Annotated in this window: 15 protein-coding genes; all 15 read left to right on the top strand. The window is 31.7% G+C overall.

Annotation, left to right across the window (positions count from 1 at the left end; all coding sequences use genetic code 11):
• Positions 1–18: 18 nt before the first annotated feature.
• The 15 genes from CLV91_RS00925 to CLV91_RS00855 all read left to right on the top strand — a co-directional run bounded on the left by CLV91_RS00925 (position 19) and on the right by CLV91_RS00855 (position 12,842).
• Complete coding sequence (locus tag CLV91_RS00925; protein ID WP_121063059.1) at positions 19–723, top strand: energy transducer TonB; 705 nt, start codon at positions 19–21, stop codon at positions 721–723.
• 118 nt (positions 724–841) lie between these two features.
• Entirely contained in the window at positions 842–1,645 is an 804-nt protein-coding gene (locus tag CLV91_RS00920; RefSeq protein WP_211333179.1) for an energy transducer TonB, read from the top strand.
• Between the two features lie 219 nt (positions 1,646–1,864).
• Positions 1,865–2,767: a heme o synthase gene (gene cyoE, locus CLV91_RS00915; RefSeq protein WP_121063057.1), complete on the top strand. Its 903-nt coding sequence runs from the start codon at positions 1,865–1,867 to the stop codon at positions 2,765–2,767.
• Between the two features lie 2 nt (positions 2,768–2,769).
• Positions 2,770–3,351 (top strand): cytochrome c oxidase subunit 3, encoded by a 582-nt coding sequence (locus CLV91_RS00910; protein ID WP_121063055.1) that lies wholly within the window; start codon positions 2,770–2,772, stop codon positions 3,349–3,351.
• A 99-nt stretch (positions 3,352–3,450) separates the two neighbouring features.
• Positions 3,451–4,425 carry a cytochrome c oxidase subunit 3 gene (locus CLV91_RS00905; protein ID WP_121063053.1) on the top strand — a complete coding sequence of 325 codons (975 nt, stop codon included), beginning with the start codon at positions 3,451–3,453 and terminating at the stop codon, positions 4,423–4,425.
• A 51-nt stretch (positions 4,426–4,476) separates the two neighbouring features.
• Positions 4,477–4,860 carry a cytochrome C oxidase subunit IV family protein gene (locus CLV91_RS00900; RefSeq protein ID WP_121063051.1) on the top strand — a complete coding sequence of 128 codons (384 nt, stop codon included), beginning with the start codon at positions 4,477–4,479 and terminating at the stop codon, positions 4,858–4,860.
• 82 nt (positions 4,861–4,942) lie between these two features.
• Positions 4,943–5,569, top strand: a complete 627-nt coding sequence (locus tag CLV91_RS00895; RefSeq protein ID WP_121063049.1) for a hypothetical protein — start codon at positions 4,943–4,945, stop codon at positions 5,567–5,569.
• Positions 5,570–5,577: 8 nt separating this feature from the next.
• A complete protein-coding gene (locus tag CLV91_RS00890; protein ID WP_121063047.1) occupies positions 5,578–6,285 on the top strand; it encodes an SCO family protein in 708 nt (235 codons plus the stop codon).
• Between the two features lies 1 nt (position 6,286).
• On the top strand, positions 6,287–6,826 hold the full coding sequence (locus CLV91_RS00885; RefSeq protein ID WP_121063045.1) for a DUF420 domain-containing protein: 540 nt from the start codon (positions 6,287–6,289) through the stop codon (positions 6,824–6,826).
• 10 nt (positions 6,827–6,836) lie between these two features.
• The gene (locus CLV91_RS00880; protein ID WP_121065606.1) at positions 6,837–7,046 is read left to right on the top strand and encodes a hypothetical protein; all 210 of its coding nucleotides are present in this window, start codon (positions 6,837–6,839) and stop codon (positions 7,044–7,046) included.
• Between the two features lie 109 nt (positions 7,047–7,155).
• Complete coding sequence (locus CLV91_RS00875; protein ID WP_121063043.1) at positions 7,156–8,400, top strand: ABC transporter permease; 1,245 nt, start codon at positions 7,156–7,158, stop codon at positions 8,398–8,400.
• Positions 8,401–8,403: 3 nt separating this feature from the next.
• Entirely contained in the window at positions 8,404–9,663 is a 1,260-nt protein-coding gene (locus CLV91_RS00870) for an ABC transporter permease (RefSeq protein ID WP_121063041.1), read from the top strand.
• A 39-nt stretch (positions 9,664–9,702) separates the two neighbouring features.
• A complete protein-coding gene (locus tag CLV91_RS00865; protein WP_121063039.1) occupies positions 9,703–10,815 on the top strand; it encodes an efflux RND transporter periplasmic adaptor subunit in 1,113 nt (370 codons plus the stop codon).
• 103 nt (positions 10,816–10,918) lie between these two features.
• Entirely contained in the window at positions 10,919–11,620 is a 702-nt protein-coding gene (locus tag CLV91_RS00860; protein ID WP_121063037.1) for an ABC transporter ATP-binding protein, read from the top strand.
• The gene (locus CLV91_RS00855) at positions 11,613–12,842 is read left to right on the top strand and encodes an ABC transporter permease (protein WP_121063035.1); all 1,230 of its coding nucleotides are present in this window, start codon (positions 11,613–11,615) and stop codon (positions 12,840–12,842) included. Before CLV91_RS00860 ends, CLV91_RS00855 begins: the two co-directional genes overlap by 8 nt.
• Position 12,843 lies beyond the last annotated feature (1 nt).

Here is a 12,843-nt window from a genome sequence, read left to right as displayed (position 1 = left end):
TCACTAAATTATATAAATATGGAACTTAAAAAGAATCCAAAAGCGGATTTAACAAAAAATAGTAGTTTATACTTCGTTATAGGACTAGCTGTAGTTATGTTAGTTGTTTGGCGTGCATTAGAATGGAAAACATACGAAAAAACAAATGAGTATGATGTTTCAATGAATGTTGATGATGATTTAGATGAAGAGGTTCCAATGACTGAACAAATAAAAACACCACCACCACCACCACCACCAGCTGCGCCTGAAATTATAGAAGTAGTTGAAGATGAAGAAGAAGTGGAGGAAACGGTAATAGAATCTACAGAAACTAGTCAAGAAGAAGAGGTTATAGAGGTTGAGGATGTAGAAGTAGAAGAAATTGAAGAAGATATAGATGTGCCTTTTGCTGTTATTGAAAACGTACCAGTTTTTCCTGGTTGTGAAAACGAAAGCAATAAAAGAGCTTGTTTTAATAAAATGATGCAAAAGCACATTGGTAAAAACTTTCGTTACCCAGAAATTGCTCAAGAAATGGGTGTTCAAGGTCGTGTAAGTGTAATGTTTGTTATTCAGAAAGATGGTAGTATTGGTGGCGTTAGAATGCGTGGACCAGATAAAAACTTAGAGAAAGAAGCGGCTAGAATTATTAGTAAACTTCCTAAAATGACTCCAGGTAAACAAAGAGGAAGAGCGGTAAGAGTGCCATTTAGTATTCCAATTACCTTTAAGTTGCAATAAAATATTCCATATATAATATTTAAAATCCCGAGCCTTGGCTCGGGATTTTTTTTTGGTACGCTTCTTGTGTTTTAACATAATTATAACAATCCCGGTAACGGGTCTAAAACGTAATATTATGAATAATAACACATGTAATCCTGCAAATTCTCACGGCAATGAGAATTGCAGCAAGCGCAACAGAGTAAGCCGTAAAAATGGCAAACACAGTGTAAATTTACAAAAAAGAGGTTCTACAAGATTTCAATTTGGTTTAATAATAGCCATGACTGTAGTTTATTTTGCTTTAGAGGCGTCTTTTGAGTCTTTTCAAGGGGCTGAGATGGTACACACTGAATTAGAACCAGAAGTTTTGGAGTACTATCCAGACTTGAACGATATGAAGGTGGAGGTTCCTGAAAAGAAGAAGGTTGTAAAACCAAAGGTTAAGAGTTCTTCTTTTAAGGTTGTTAAAGATGATACAAAAGTAGAACCAGAATTAGAGTTTATTGAAAAACCAAAAGAGGAAACCAAAGAAAATTTGAATCCAGATAATATCGTTTATAAAGAGGCGGAGCCTGAGATAGATGAAATTATTTTTATTGCTGTAGGAGATAAACCTATTTTTCCAGGTTGCGAGAATGTTGGTAAGGAAGAACGATTAAAATGTTTTACAGAAAAAATACAAAATCATATACAACGTAATTTTAAATATCCCGAAGAAGCACAAGAGTTAGGGATTAAAGGAAAAGTACATGTTGGTTTTAAGATTAGTAAAGAAGGGTATATAACAGATTTACAACTAAGAGGCCCTCATAAATTATTAGAAAACGAGGCAGAAAGAATAATAAGTAAATTACCAAGGATGACGCCTGGTAAACAAAGAGGGGAACCGGTTAGAGTTCCTTTTAGTATTCCAATAAACTTTATGTTAAATCAATAATGGAGCTAAAATGCAGTAGCAATAGTAATTGTTGCTGCATTTTGTTTTTTATAAAATACCACAGCTAAGGTGTTTAATGCTAAGATTACTCTTTAAAATATTCGTTTTCACTAGATTAAGTTTGTAGTAATGTTGTTAGATGTAATATAAATACTTGTAAATCGTTGCAAAAAATTAGAGTTGGGGTTATATTTGCAGCCCTCAATTAGATTGTTTAAAATGAAAACCGCGGTTAGCACAGTAGAAACAAAGACTTGGTCTTTAATTTATGCTGATTTTAAGGAAATTACAAAAGCAAGGCTTGCTATAAGTGTTGTGTTTTCATCTATTGCAGGATATTTTTTAGGAGCAATAGAAATTAATTATATATCTATTCTCCTTTTGTCTTTTGGTGGTTATTGTATGGTAGGAGCTTCTAATGCTTTTAATCAAATTATAGAAAAAGATTTAGATGCTTTAATGGATAGGACTAAAAATAGGCCTATTCCTGCAGGAAGAATTACCGTAAATAAAGCTATAGTAATAGCAGTTGTGTTAACTGTAATAGGTATTGTTTCTTTATATTTATTAAGCCCAAAGACAGCTATGTTTGGGGCAATTTCAATATTTCTTTATACTAGTGTATATACTCCTTTAAAAACAATAACACCCTTAGCGGTATTTGTAGGAGCTTTTCCTGGGGCTATTCCTTTTATGTTAGGTTGGGTAGCTGCAACAAATGATTTTGGTATTGAGCCAGGTACACTATTTATGATTCAATTTTTTTGGCAATTTCCTCACTTTTGGGCTTTAGCCTGGATGTTAGATGAAGATTATAAAAAAGGAGGTTTTAAAATGCTTCCAACAGGAAAAAAAGATAAAGGAACAGCTCTTCAAATTATTATGTATACTATTTGGATGCTTTTAATATCTGTAGTTCCTGCATTTGGTTTTACAGGTAGGTTGCATTTATCTATACCCGCAGCTATTGTTGTTTTTGCTATGGGCTTAGTAATGCTTGTTTTTGCATTTAAACTTTATGAAAAAAGAGATAATAAATCTGCTAGAAAATTAATGCTGGCAAGTGTAAGCTATATTACATTAATGCAAATAGTTTATGTTATAGATAAATTTTTACAATAAAAATGGATTTAACACAGGGAACACCAAAAGAAAAAAATGCAAGAGCAAAAATAATGATGCTCTGGTTTGGTATCATAAGTTTACTTATGGGTTTTGCAGGATGGACTAGTGCATATATAATTAGTAGTAGAAGAGAAGACTGGGTTACAGAAATTAATTTACCTTCTTCTTTTTATATAAGTACTGCAATATTAATAGTAAGTAGTTTAACTTATATTTTAGCAAGAAGAGCCATTAAAAAAAGCCAAACTAAGAATGGGACTATTTTATTGTTTACCACATTAGCCTTGGGGATTATTTTTATTGTGTTACAGTTTAATGGTTTTTCAGAAATGGTAGCTCAAGGTTATTATTTTACGGGTCCCACTAGTAGTGTTAAAATGTCTTATGTTTTTTTAATAGCAATGGTGCATATTGTGCACGTTGTTGCTGGTATAATATCATTAGTAGTAGTTTTATATAACCAAATAAAAGGTAAATACAATTCAGATAATATGTTAGGGGTAATTTTAGGTGCTAGTTTTTGGCATTTTTTAGACCTCTTATGGGTATATTTAGTCCTGTTTATGACAATTGTTAAATAATATTTTCAAATAAAGTGAGTTTTGATAGGGATTCGGTTTTTCTAAAGAAGAAAAAAAAAGTATTTTTGTCCAAAATTCTAATAAAATAGTAATCTTTTTATGAATTCTACAATAACAAGTACAGAAGAGAATGTATGGGGTGGTGGAGATAACCAACCTTTAGGAGCAAGTTATGGTAAAATGATGATGTGGTTTTTCCTAGTTTCGGATGCCTTAACATTTTCTGGTTTTCTTGCGGCATATGGCTTTTCAAGATTTAAGTTTATAGAAACTTGGCCAATTGCCGATGAGGTTTTTACACACGTTCCATTTACGCATGGTAGCTATCCTATGATATATGTGGCATTAATGACTTTTATTTTAATTATGTCTTCTGTAACTATGGTACTTGCTGTAGATGCAGGTCATAAAATGCAAAAAAATAAAGTAATATGGTATATGTTCCTAACTGTTATTGGAGGTGCTATTTTTGTTGGTTCTCAAGCATGGGAGTGGAATACGTTTATAAAAGGAGATAAAGGAGCTCTAGAAACAAAAGGTGGTAGAATATTACAATTTGTTAAAGCAGATTCTGGAGAAAGAGCTGCGTTAAAAGATTTTGCAATAACTATTCCGGGAGAAAGAGTAGAGCACGAGAATAAAAATGGAGTTTGGTTTTATGATGAAGGTTATGTGCCAAGCTACTCTGTTAAGGAGGTAGTAAAAGGATTTAAGGCTAATTCTAACATTTTAGTTCGTACAGAAACTATTAATGAAGAAGGGCATAAAACATTACTTTCTAGAGGAGAATCTTTAAAGAAGTTAGAAAATGCAACACAAGTTGTAGAAGGAGCTAACCTAATACACAATGAATACGGTAGTAGACTTTTTGGAGATTTCTTTTTCTTTATCACAGGTTTTCACGGTTTTCACGTATTGTCAGGGGTAATAATAAACCTTATTATTTTCTTTAATGTTGTAATAGGAACTTATGAGCGTAGAGGCCATTACGAAATGGTAGAGAAAGTTGGTTTATACTGGCACTTTGTAGATTTAGTTTGGGTATTTGTATTTACATTCTTTTACCTAGTTTAATAAAAAAATAGATACGGCATTTCATTTAATTGAAATTTTAAAGCATAAATAATGGCACACGAACACAAATTAGAAATATTTAGAGGTCTTTTAAAGTTTAAGAATAACACGCAAAAAATTTGGGGAGTACTTATCTTTTTATCTCTTGTTACTGCGGTAGAAGTTGTTTTAGGTATTATTAAGCCAGAATCTCTCACGGGAACTTCTGTATTAGGGATGAAATTATTAAACTGGATTTTCATTATCTTAACTTTAGTGAAAGCCTATTACATAGCATGGGATTTTATGCACTTAAGAGATGAGAAATCTGCTTTTAGAAGAGCTTTAGTTTGGACACCAATATTTTTAGTAATATACTTGGTATTTATTCTTTTAACAGAGGCCGATTATATTTATGAAGTTTATAAAGATGGTTTTGTTACTTGGAATTTCTAATATAAAAATAGATTTAACAAATAAAAAAGACGGTTTTAAGCCGTCTTTTTTATTTTTGTAGAGTTATTATATTATTACATATATGAAAAAAGTTTTTGTCTTAGTTGTTCTTTTTATTCTGCCTGTTGTTGCATATCTCTTTTTTGCATCTGGAGTAAATAACTTTGGTAAATTACCTATTCTTACAGAGAATATTGAAGATGTTTCTTCCCTAAATTCTGAAGTTACTTTTGCTAATAAAATATCTATTTTTGGATTTTTAGGTAGTAATGTAGAAGTTAAAAAAGGAGCTGCTTTTAATTTAAATCAAAAAATATATAAGCAATTTTTTGAGTTTAAAGATTTTCAATTTGTAATGTTGGTTCCTTTAGGAGCAGAAGATAAAGTTAAAGAGCTCAAGAAAGAACTAGGAGGTTTAGTAAATATAAATAAGTGGAACTTTGTTTTTGCAGATACTTCTGAAATTCAAAATGTATATAATAGTTTACAAACCAATATTAAGTTAGATTCTAACTATTCTACACCTTATGTTTTTATAGTAGATAAAGACCTAAGTTTAAGAGGTAGAACATCAGATGAAGATGAGGGTACTAAATATGGTTTTAACGCTAATTCTGTAGCAGAGTTAAATAATAAGATGGAAGATGATGTAAAGATTATCCTTGCAGAATACCGAATGGCTCTTAAAAAGAACGCTGCAAATAGATAGTAGGACTTATGAAAAAGAATTATACATATGTCTGGGTTTCTTTAATAGTTCTTGTCTTTGGAATTATTTTTATTCCAAGAATTATAGATAGGGTACAAACAGGGACTATTGTAGATAATGATAGAATGAGCCGTTTAGCATTTATAGATGTTAATGGGGAGCATAGGAAGGTTCCAGATTTTTCATTTATCAATCAAGATAGCCTATTTATTACGAATAAAGATTATTTAGGTAAAGTATATGTAGTAGAATTCTTTTTTACCACCTGCCCATCTATTTGTCGAGTAATGAATAAAAATTTGATAGAACTTCAAGAGGAGTTTAAAGGATTTAATGATTTTGGTGTAGCTTCTTTTACGATAAACCCTGAACATGATTCTCCAATGGTTTTAAAGGCATATGCAGAGGAGCATAGAATTACAAACTTAGATTGGCATTTGCTCACAGGGAATAGGGAAGATATATACGAGCTTGCAAATAAAGGGTTTTATATTTTTGCAAAAGAAAATCAAGAGGTTGCAGGAGGTTTTGAGCATTCCGGTATGTTTGCACTAATAGATAAAAATGGTTTTATGCGCTCTAGATTAGATGCCGCAAATAACCCAATAATTTATTATAGAGGTGCAATTACCGAACAGCAAGGAGAAAATGAAGAAGGCGAAAAAGAACAAATTTCTATTTTAAAAGAAGATATTAAAAAACTACTAGCAGAATAAAATGTCGGATACTATTACAATTAAAGAAAAAAAATTTAATAGACTTATAACTATTGTATCTATTATAGTTCCTATTGTGGTTGCATTACTCTTTGGGGTTAAAATTCCAAATGTAAAGCCATTATCTTTTTTACCTCCAATCTATGCAGGTATAAATGGTCTTACTGCTATTATTTTAGTAATTGCGGTTTGGGCAATAAAGAATGGGAATAAAAAATTGCATAAAAAATTAATGACTAGCTGTATTGGTTTGTCTCTCTTATTTTTGATAATGTATATTGGTTATCATATGACGTCAGATTCTACCTCATATGGTGGAGAAGGATTATTAAAATACATTTACTTTTTTATATTAATTACGCATATAGTTTTGTCTATAGCAATAATACCTTTGGTATTACGTACCTATGCTAAGGCATATTTAGGAAAATATGAAGCGCATAGGAAATTAGCAAAAATTACATTCCCTATTTGGTTGTACGTTGCAATTACGGGAGTTGTAGTTTATTTTATGATTTCACCATATTATACGCATGTATAAAAATGTTAGCATGAAAAAAATAGGTTTAATTCTTTTTCTATTGTTACTAATTGCTCCAGACTTTTTGCAAGCGCAATGTGCTATGTGTAGGGCTGTTTTAGAAAGTGGTGAAAACACTACAACAGCAGAAGGCGTAAATAATGGTATTGTTTATCTTATGGCAATACCATATATATTGGTAGGTGGCGTGTTTTATTTTATCTACAAAAAAATGAAATAGCGTTTTATATTTTTTTTAACACTTCTTTACTGTAACAATTATACCTTTCTGTAGTCTTATAGGTGCAATGCATTTTGTGTTGTAACCATCAATCAATCAAAATCAACCTATGTTTGACATCGAAAGATGGCAAGAGATTTTTGATACCATTCAAAAAAATAAACTACGGACATTCTTAACCGGTCTTTCTGTAGCTTCTGGAATATTTATTCTAGTTATTTTATTAGGTTTTGGACAAGGTATGCAAAATGGAATTGCCGCAGAATTTGAACAAGACGCAGCAACTAGTGTTTGGGTGTGGCCTGGTGTAACTACAATAGAATATAAAGGCCTTAATCCAGGAAGAAGAATTACTCTTACCAATGAGAACTACGAATTTTCAACCCAACTATTAGAGGAAAATATAGAGTACCAATCTCCTAGAATTTTTGTTAGAAATGTATCGGTAAATTACGGAAAAGAAGCTTTGGCCTATGGTATTCAAGGGGTTTCTAGTCAGTTTCAGCAAATAGAAAATGCTAAAATTACTGCAGGGCGTTTTATAAATTATCACGATGAAATTACTACAGGAAAAGTTGCCGTAATTGGAGAGAAAATAAGAAAAGATGTTTTTGGAGATTTAGAAACTCCAATAGGAGAGTTTATAGAAATTTCAGGAATTCCTTTTAAAATTATTGGTCAGTTTAAAGAAAAGGAAGATAGAGAAGAAGAAAGAATTTATATTCCAATAACTACAGCACAGAAAGCTTTTAATGGAGGAGATAGGGTTAATAATTTATCTTACACTTTAGCACCGGCTGAAACTTTTGAAGAAACTGTTGCGCAAGCAATACAATTTAAAAGAGATTTAAAAGGATATTTACAAAGTGCTCATACTATATCTCCCAAAGATGATAACGCTATAGAAGTGTGGAGTGCTATGGAAGAAGCAAAGAGATTTTTTAACCTAACAAACAGTATAAAAATGTTCTTTTGGTTTGTTGGTATATGTACCATAATTGCAGGGGTAGTAGGTGTTAGTAATATTATGCTCATTGTTGTAAAGGAGCGTACACGTGAAATAGGTATCCGAAAAGCTTTGGGAGCAAAACCATGGTCTATAGTTGGTATGATTTTGCATGAAGCTATTTTTGTCACCGCCCTATCCGGATTTGCCGGATTAATATTTAGTATGGGACTACTAGAAATTGTAGGGCCACATATAGAGGTTGATTATATTTTAAATCCTTCTGTAAATTTTAATGTAGCTATAACAACAGTATTTGTATTAATTTTTGCAGGAGCTGTTGCTGGCTTTTTTCCTGCGTGGAGAGCAGCAAGTATACATACTATTGATGCCTTAAGAGACGAATAAAATATGTTTAATAAAGATCGTTGGAAAGAAATTTTAGAAGTGCTAACCAGTAATTGGTTTAGAACGGTTTTAACTGCTTTTGGAGTATTTTGGGGTATTCTTATACTTATAATCCTATTGGCTGCTGGCAAAGGGTTAGAAAATGGTATAAAATCCGATTTTGGAGATATTGCAACAAATACAATGTTTATGTGGACAAGAAATACCACTAAACCTTATAAAGGCTTACCAAAAGGAAGGCGTTTTAATTTTAAAGTAGACGATGTGCAGTCTATAAAAGATAACATTCCTAACCTTAGATTTGTTTCACCAAGAAATAGGCTAGGTGGTTTTGGTGGTGGTAATAATGTGGTTAGAGGAATTAATGTAGGTGCTTATAACGTTTATGGAGATTATCCAGAAATTATTAAGCAAGAACCAATGGCTATTACTTCTGGTCGTTTTATTAATTACTCCGATATTAAGGAGAAGAAAAAAATTGCCATTATTGGTGAGGGTGTAAAAACTGGTTTATACAAGAAAGAAGAAAAAGTTTTAGGTACTTATATAAAAATACAAGGGATTAGTTTTTTAGTAGTTGGTACGTATAAGAAAAAAAGTAACGACGGAGATGGGGAAGAAGCTCAAAAAGAAATTTATGTTCCGTTTACTGCTTTTTCGCAAGCTTTTAATAGAGGAGATAATGTTGGTTGGATGGCTATAACTGCAAATGATGGGAGCTCAATTTCTAACCTAAAGGAACGCATTGTGGCATTGGTTAAAGAAAATAGAAAAGTACACCCAGAAGATAAAAGAGCAGTTGGTAATTTTGATTTGTATGAACAGTATAATAGAGTAGAAAGTCTTTTTGGAGCTATGCGTTTTATAGCGTATTTCGTTGGGGTTTTAGTTTTATTATCTGGAATTATTGGTGTTAGTAATATTATGCTAATTGTGGTAAAGGAACGGACCAAAGAAATTGGTATTAGAAGAGCACTGGGAGAAGACCCATGGTCTATAAAATTACAAATCTTAATGGAATCTATTTTTTTAACCATAATATCTGGTATGGCAGGAATTACATTTGGAGCATTATTTATTTATGGGATAAATAAAATGTTAGATATGAACGGACCTGTAGATATGTTTGTAAACCCAAGTGTAAGTCTAGGAGTGGTAGTAGCTGCTTTAATGATATTAATTGTGTCAGGACTTTTAGCTGGTTTTATTCCGGCGCAAAGTGCTATAAAAACAAAACCTATAGATGCTTTAAGAGCAGAATAAAAAATCACATCAATCAAAATAAATATTAAAAATTAGGAAATGAAAAAATCAGTAACTATCATCATTCTATTAGTTATAATAGTTGCCTTTGGGGGTTCTATGTACTATTTGTATCAAAAAAATGCAGAGGACCCAACGGTATATCAAACAGAAATTCCTTCTAAAAAAACAATTATAAAAAAGACAATGGCTACAGGCAGTATTTTGCCTTTAGAAGAGGTTTTAATTAAACCAAATATCTCTGGAGTAATTGAGGAAGTATATGTAGAAGGGGGAGATTATGTTACATCTGGCGATTTGTTATGTAAAATAAAAGTTGTGCCAAATTTAAATGCACTTAATGATGCCAGAAATACTATTGATGAAGCAAAAATAAACTTGGATGACCAACAAAGAAATCATTTAAGACAAAAGGGTTTGTTTGATAAAGGGGTAATCTCTAAAGTAGATTTAGAAAGAGCTCAGGTGTCTTATGATCAAGCAAAACAAGCATACAATGCAGCCAATAAAAGGTACGATATTGTAAAAACAGGTACAACAAGAGGTTTTGGTAATGCTGCAAATACATTAATTAGAGCAACCGTTAGCGGAATGGTTTTAGATGTTCCTGTAGAGGTTGGAAACCAAGTTATAGAAAGTAACAACTTTAACGAAGGAACTACAATTGCTTCTATTGCAGATGTGGAAAAAATGATTTTTGAAGGAAAAGTTGATGAGTCTGAAGTAGGAAAAATAAAAGAAAATTTGCCTTTAGAAATTACTATAGGAGCTATTGAAAATAAAACTTTTGATGCTGTTTTAGACTATATAGCACCTAAAGGTGTAGAGGAAAATGGAGCAATACAGTTTGAAATTAAAGGGACGTTAAGTAAAAAGGACACTACATTTATAAGAGCAGGCTTAAGTGCTAATGCATCTATAATATTAGCTAAAGCAGATAGTGTTTTGTCTTTAAAAGAAGGTCTAGTGCAGTACGATAGCAAAACAAAAAAACCTTTTGTAGAGATTGCAATTGGAGAGCAAGAATTTGAACGTAAGGAAGTAGAGTTAGGAGTAAGTGATGGTATTTATGTAGAAGTAAAAGAGGGTGTTAATGAAGGGGATAAAGTAAAAGTTTGGAATGAAATAGAGTCTGATGAAGAATCTAAGTAATATTTAACAAATAATTTTGAAAGAAAAACGTAACAATTAAGGAACTTAGAAGTCTAACTGTTATGTGTTTAAAAAATAGCCATCAAAAAATAAGATAACTACTATGATAGAAATTAAAGATCTTCACAAATCTTATAAAATGGGTAGCAATTCGTTACACGTATTAAAAGGAATTAATTTTTCGGTAAAAGAAGGAGAGTTAGTAGCTATTATGGGGTCTTCCGGTTCTGGAAAATCTACATTACTTAATATTTTGGGTATGTTAGATGAGTTAGATGAAGGTTCTTATACATTAGATGGTGTTCCAATTAAAAATTTAAATGAAACCAAAGCAGCTCAGTATAGAAATAAATTTTTAGGTTTTGTTTTTCAATCCTTTAATTTAATAAATTATAAAAGTGCTATGGAAAATGTAGCACTGCCATTATACTATCAAAAAGTTGGTCGTAAGGAACGCCAAGAAAAGGCGCTAAAATATTTAGAGCAAGTAGGTCTTAAAGAATGGGCAACACATTTGCCAAATGAATTATCTGGAGGGCAAAAACAAAGAGTTGCAATTGCAAGGGCAATGGCAGCAGAGCCTAAAGTTCTTTTAGCAGATGAGCCAACTGGAGCACTAGATAGTAAAACATCTTATGAGGTAATGGACCTTATTCAGAAAATTAATGACCAAGGAAATACAATTCTTTTAGTAACGCATGAACCAGATATTGCAGATATGTGTAAACGTATTGTGCATTTAAAAGATGGCGTTATTATTGAAGATAAAAAAGTAGAGCAAGTAAGAGCATCTCAATATGTTTAGTAGAGATAACTGGAAAGAAATTTTTGAAACCATCCAAAAGAATAAACTTAGGACTTTCTTATCTGGGTTTACAGTTGCTTTGGGTATTTTAATTTTTGTAGTTCTTTTTGGCTTTGGTAATGGTCTTAAGAATACTTTTTCTAAGTTTTTTGAAGATGATGCTCAAAACATTATAACTCTTTTTCCAGGGCAAACATCAAAACCATATAAAGGGTATAAATCTGGTAGGCGAATAGAATTTGATAATTCGGACTTAGAAGATATAAAAACTAATTTTCCAATTTTTTTAGAATACATAACGCCAAGAATTTCAAGAAACGGATTGGTTAAATATAAGAATGAGTCTAACAATTATTCTACAAGAGCGGTAGCACCATCGCATCAAATAGCAGAGAAGACTATTATTATGAAAGGAAGATACCTTAATGTAAAAGATGTTAAGGAAAAGAGCAAGACTGCGGTTATTGGTCGTCTTGTAGAAAAAGACCTTTTTGGTGCAAAAAATGCAATGGGAGAATATATAGACATTGGAGGTAGTGCCTTTAAAGTTATTGGAGTTTACCAAGATGAAGGTGGCGATGATGAAGAAAGACGTATTTATATTCCATATACTACAAGGCAATTAATAGAAAAAAACACAGATAAAATTGATCAGATTATTGTTGCTTTTAGACCAGAATTAGGATATGCTGGTGCCTTAGCACTAGATAAAGGACTAACAGAATTTATAAAAAATAAAAAATTTATTAATCCTAATGACCAGAACGGCCTTTATGTAAGAAACGTTGCAGAAGGTCTTAAGCAAACACAGCAAATGGCATTTGTTTTACAAATGATTGTTGGTTTTGTGGCAATAGGCACCATAATAGCAGGTATTATAGGAATAAGTAATATTATGGTTTTTGTAGTAAAAGAACGTACTAAAGAATTAGGAATACGAAAAGCTTTAGGAGCCACTCCAAAAGCGGTAATAGGAACTATTTTGTTAGAGTCTGTTTTTATTACAACGGTTTTTGGTTTCATAGGAATGATTATAGGAATAGCAATTCTAAATTCTATGGGAGATAAATTAAAAGACCGTTTTATTACAGACCCTTATATAGATATGCCAATTGCAATTGGAGCAACAGTTTTGCTAATTGTTTTTGGTGCAATTGCAGGATATATACCAGCTAAAAGAGCGGCAAGAATTAAACCCATTGTAGCATTAAGAGACGAATAAT

Source organism: Maribacter vaceletii, assembly GCF_003634105.1.
Lineage (GTDB): Bacteria > Bacteroidota > Bacteroidia > Flavobacteriales > Flavobacteriaceae > Maribacter_B > Maribacter_B vaceletii.
This window is presented reverse-complemented; position numbering and strand designations above follow the sequence as displayed.

Coding starts and splice junctions, on each gene's coding strand:
- CLV91_RS00910 (WP_121063055.1), top strand. CDS start 2,770: ATGGATTTAACACAGGGAACACCAAAAGAAAAAAATGCAAGAGCAAAA.
- CLV91_RS00860 (WP_121063037.1), top strand. CDS start 10,919: ATGATAGAAATTAAAGATCTTCACAAATCTTATAAAATGGGTAGCAAT.
- CLV91_RS00925 (WP_121063059.1), top strand. CDS start 19: ATGGAACTTAAAAAGAATCCAAAAGCGGATTTAACAAAAAATAGTAGT.
- CLV91_RS00890 (WP_121063047.1), top strand. CDS start 5,578: ATGAAAAAGAATTATACATATGTCTGGGTTTCTTTAATAGTTCTTGTC.
- CLV91_RS00880 (WP_121065606.1), top strand. CDS start 6,837: ATGAAAAAAATAGGTTTAATTCTTTTTCTATTGTTACTAATTGCTCCA.
- CLV91_RS00885 (WP_121063045.1), top strand. CDS start 6,287: ATGTCGGATACTATTACAATTAAAGAAAAAAAATTTAATAGACTTATA.
- CLV91_RS00865 (WP_121063039.1), top strand. CDS start 9,703: ATGAAAAAATCAGTAACTATCATCATTCTATTAGTTATAATAGTTGCC.
- CLV91_RS00855 (WP_121063035.1), top strand. CDS start 11,613: ATGTTTAGTAGAGATAACTGGAAAGAAATTTTTGAAACCATCCAAAAG.
- CLV91_RS00920 (WP_211333179.1), top strand. CDS start 842: ATGAATAATAACACATGTAATCCTGCAAATTCTCACGGCAATGAGAAT.
- CLV91_RS00870 (WP_121063041.1), top strand. CDS start 8,404: ATGTTTAATAAAGATCGTTGGAAAGAAATTTTAGAAGTGCTAACCAGT.
- CLV91_RS00875 (WP_121063043.1), top strand. CDS start 7,156: ATGTTTGACATCGAAAGATGGCAAGAGATTTTTGATACCATTCAAAAA.
- cyoE (WP_121063057.1), top strand. CDS start 1,865: ATGAAAACCGCGGTTAGCACAGTAGAAACAAAGACTTGGTCTTTAATT.
- CLV91_RS00905 (WP_121063053.1), top strand. CDS start 3,451: ATGAATTCTACAATAACAAGTACAGAAGAGAATGTATGGGGTGGTGGA.
- CLV91_RS00895 (WP_121063049.1), top strand. CDS start 4,943: ATGAAAAAAGTTTTTGTCTTAGTTGTTCTTTTTATTCTGCCTGTTGTT.
- CLV91_RS00900 (WP_121063051.1), top strand. CDS start 4,477: ATGGCACACGAACACAAATTAGAAATATTTAGAGGTCTTTTAAAGTTT.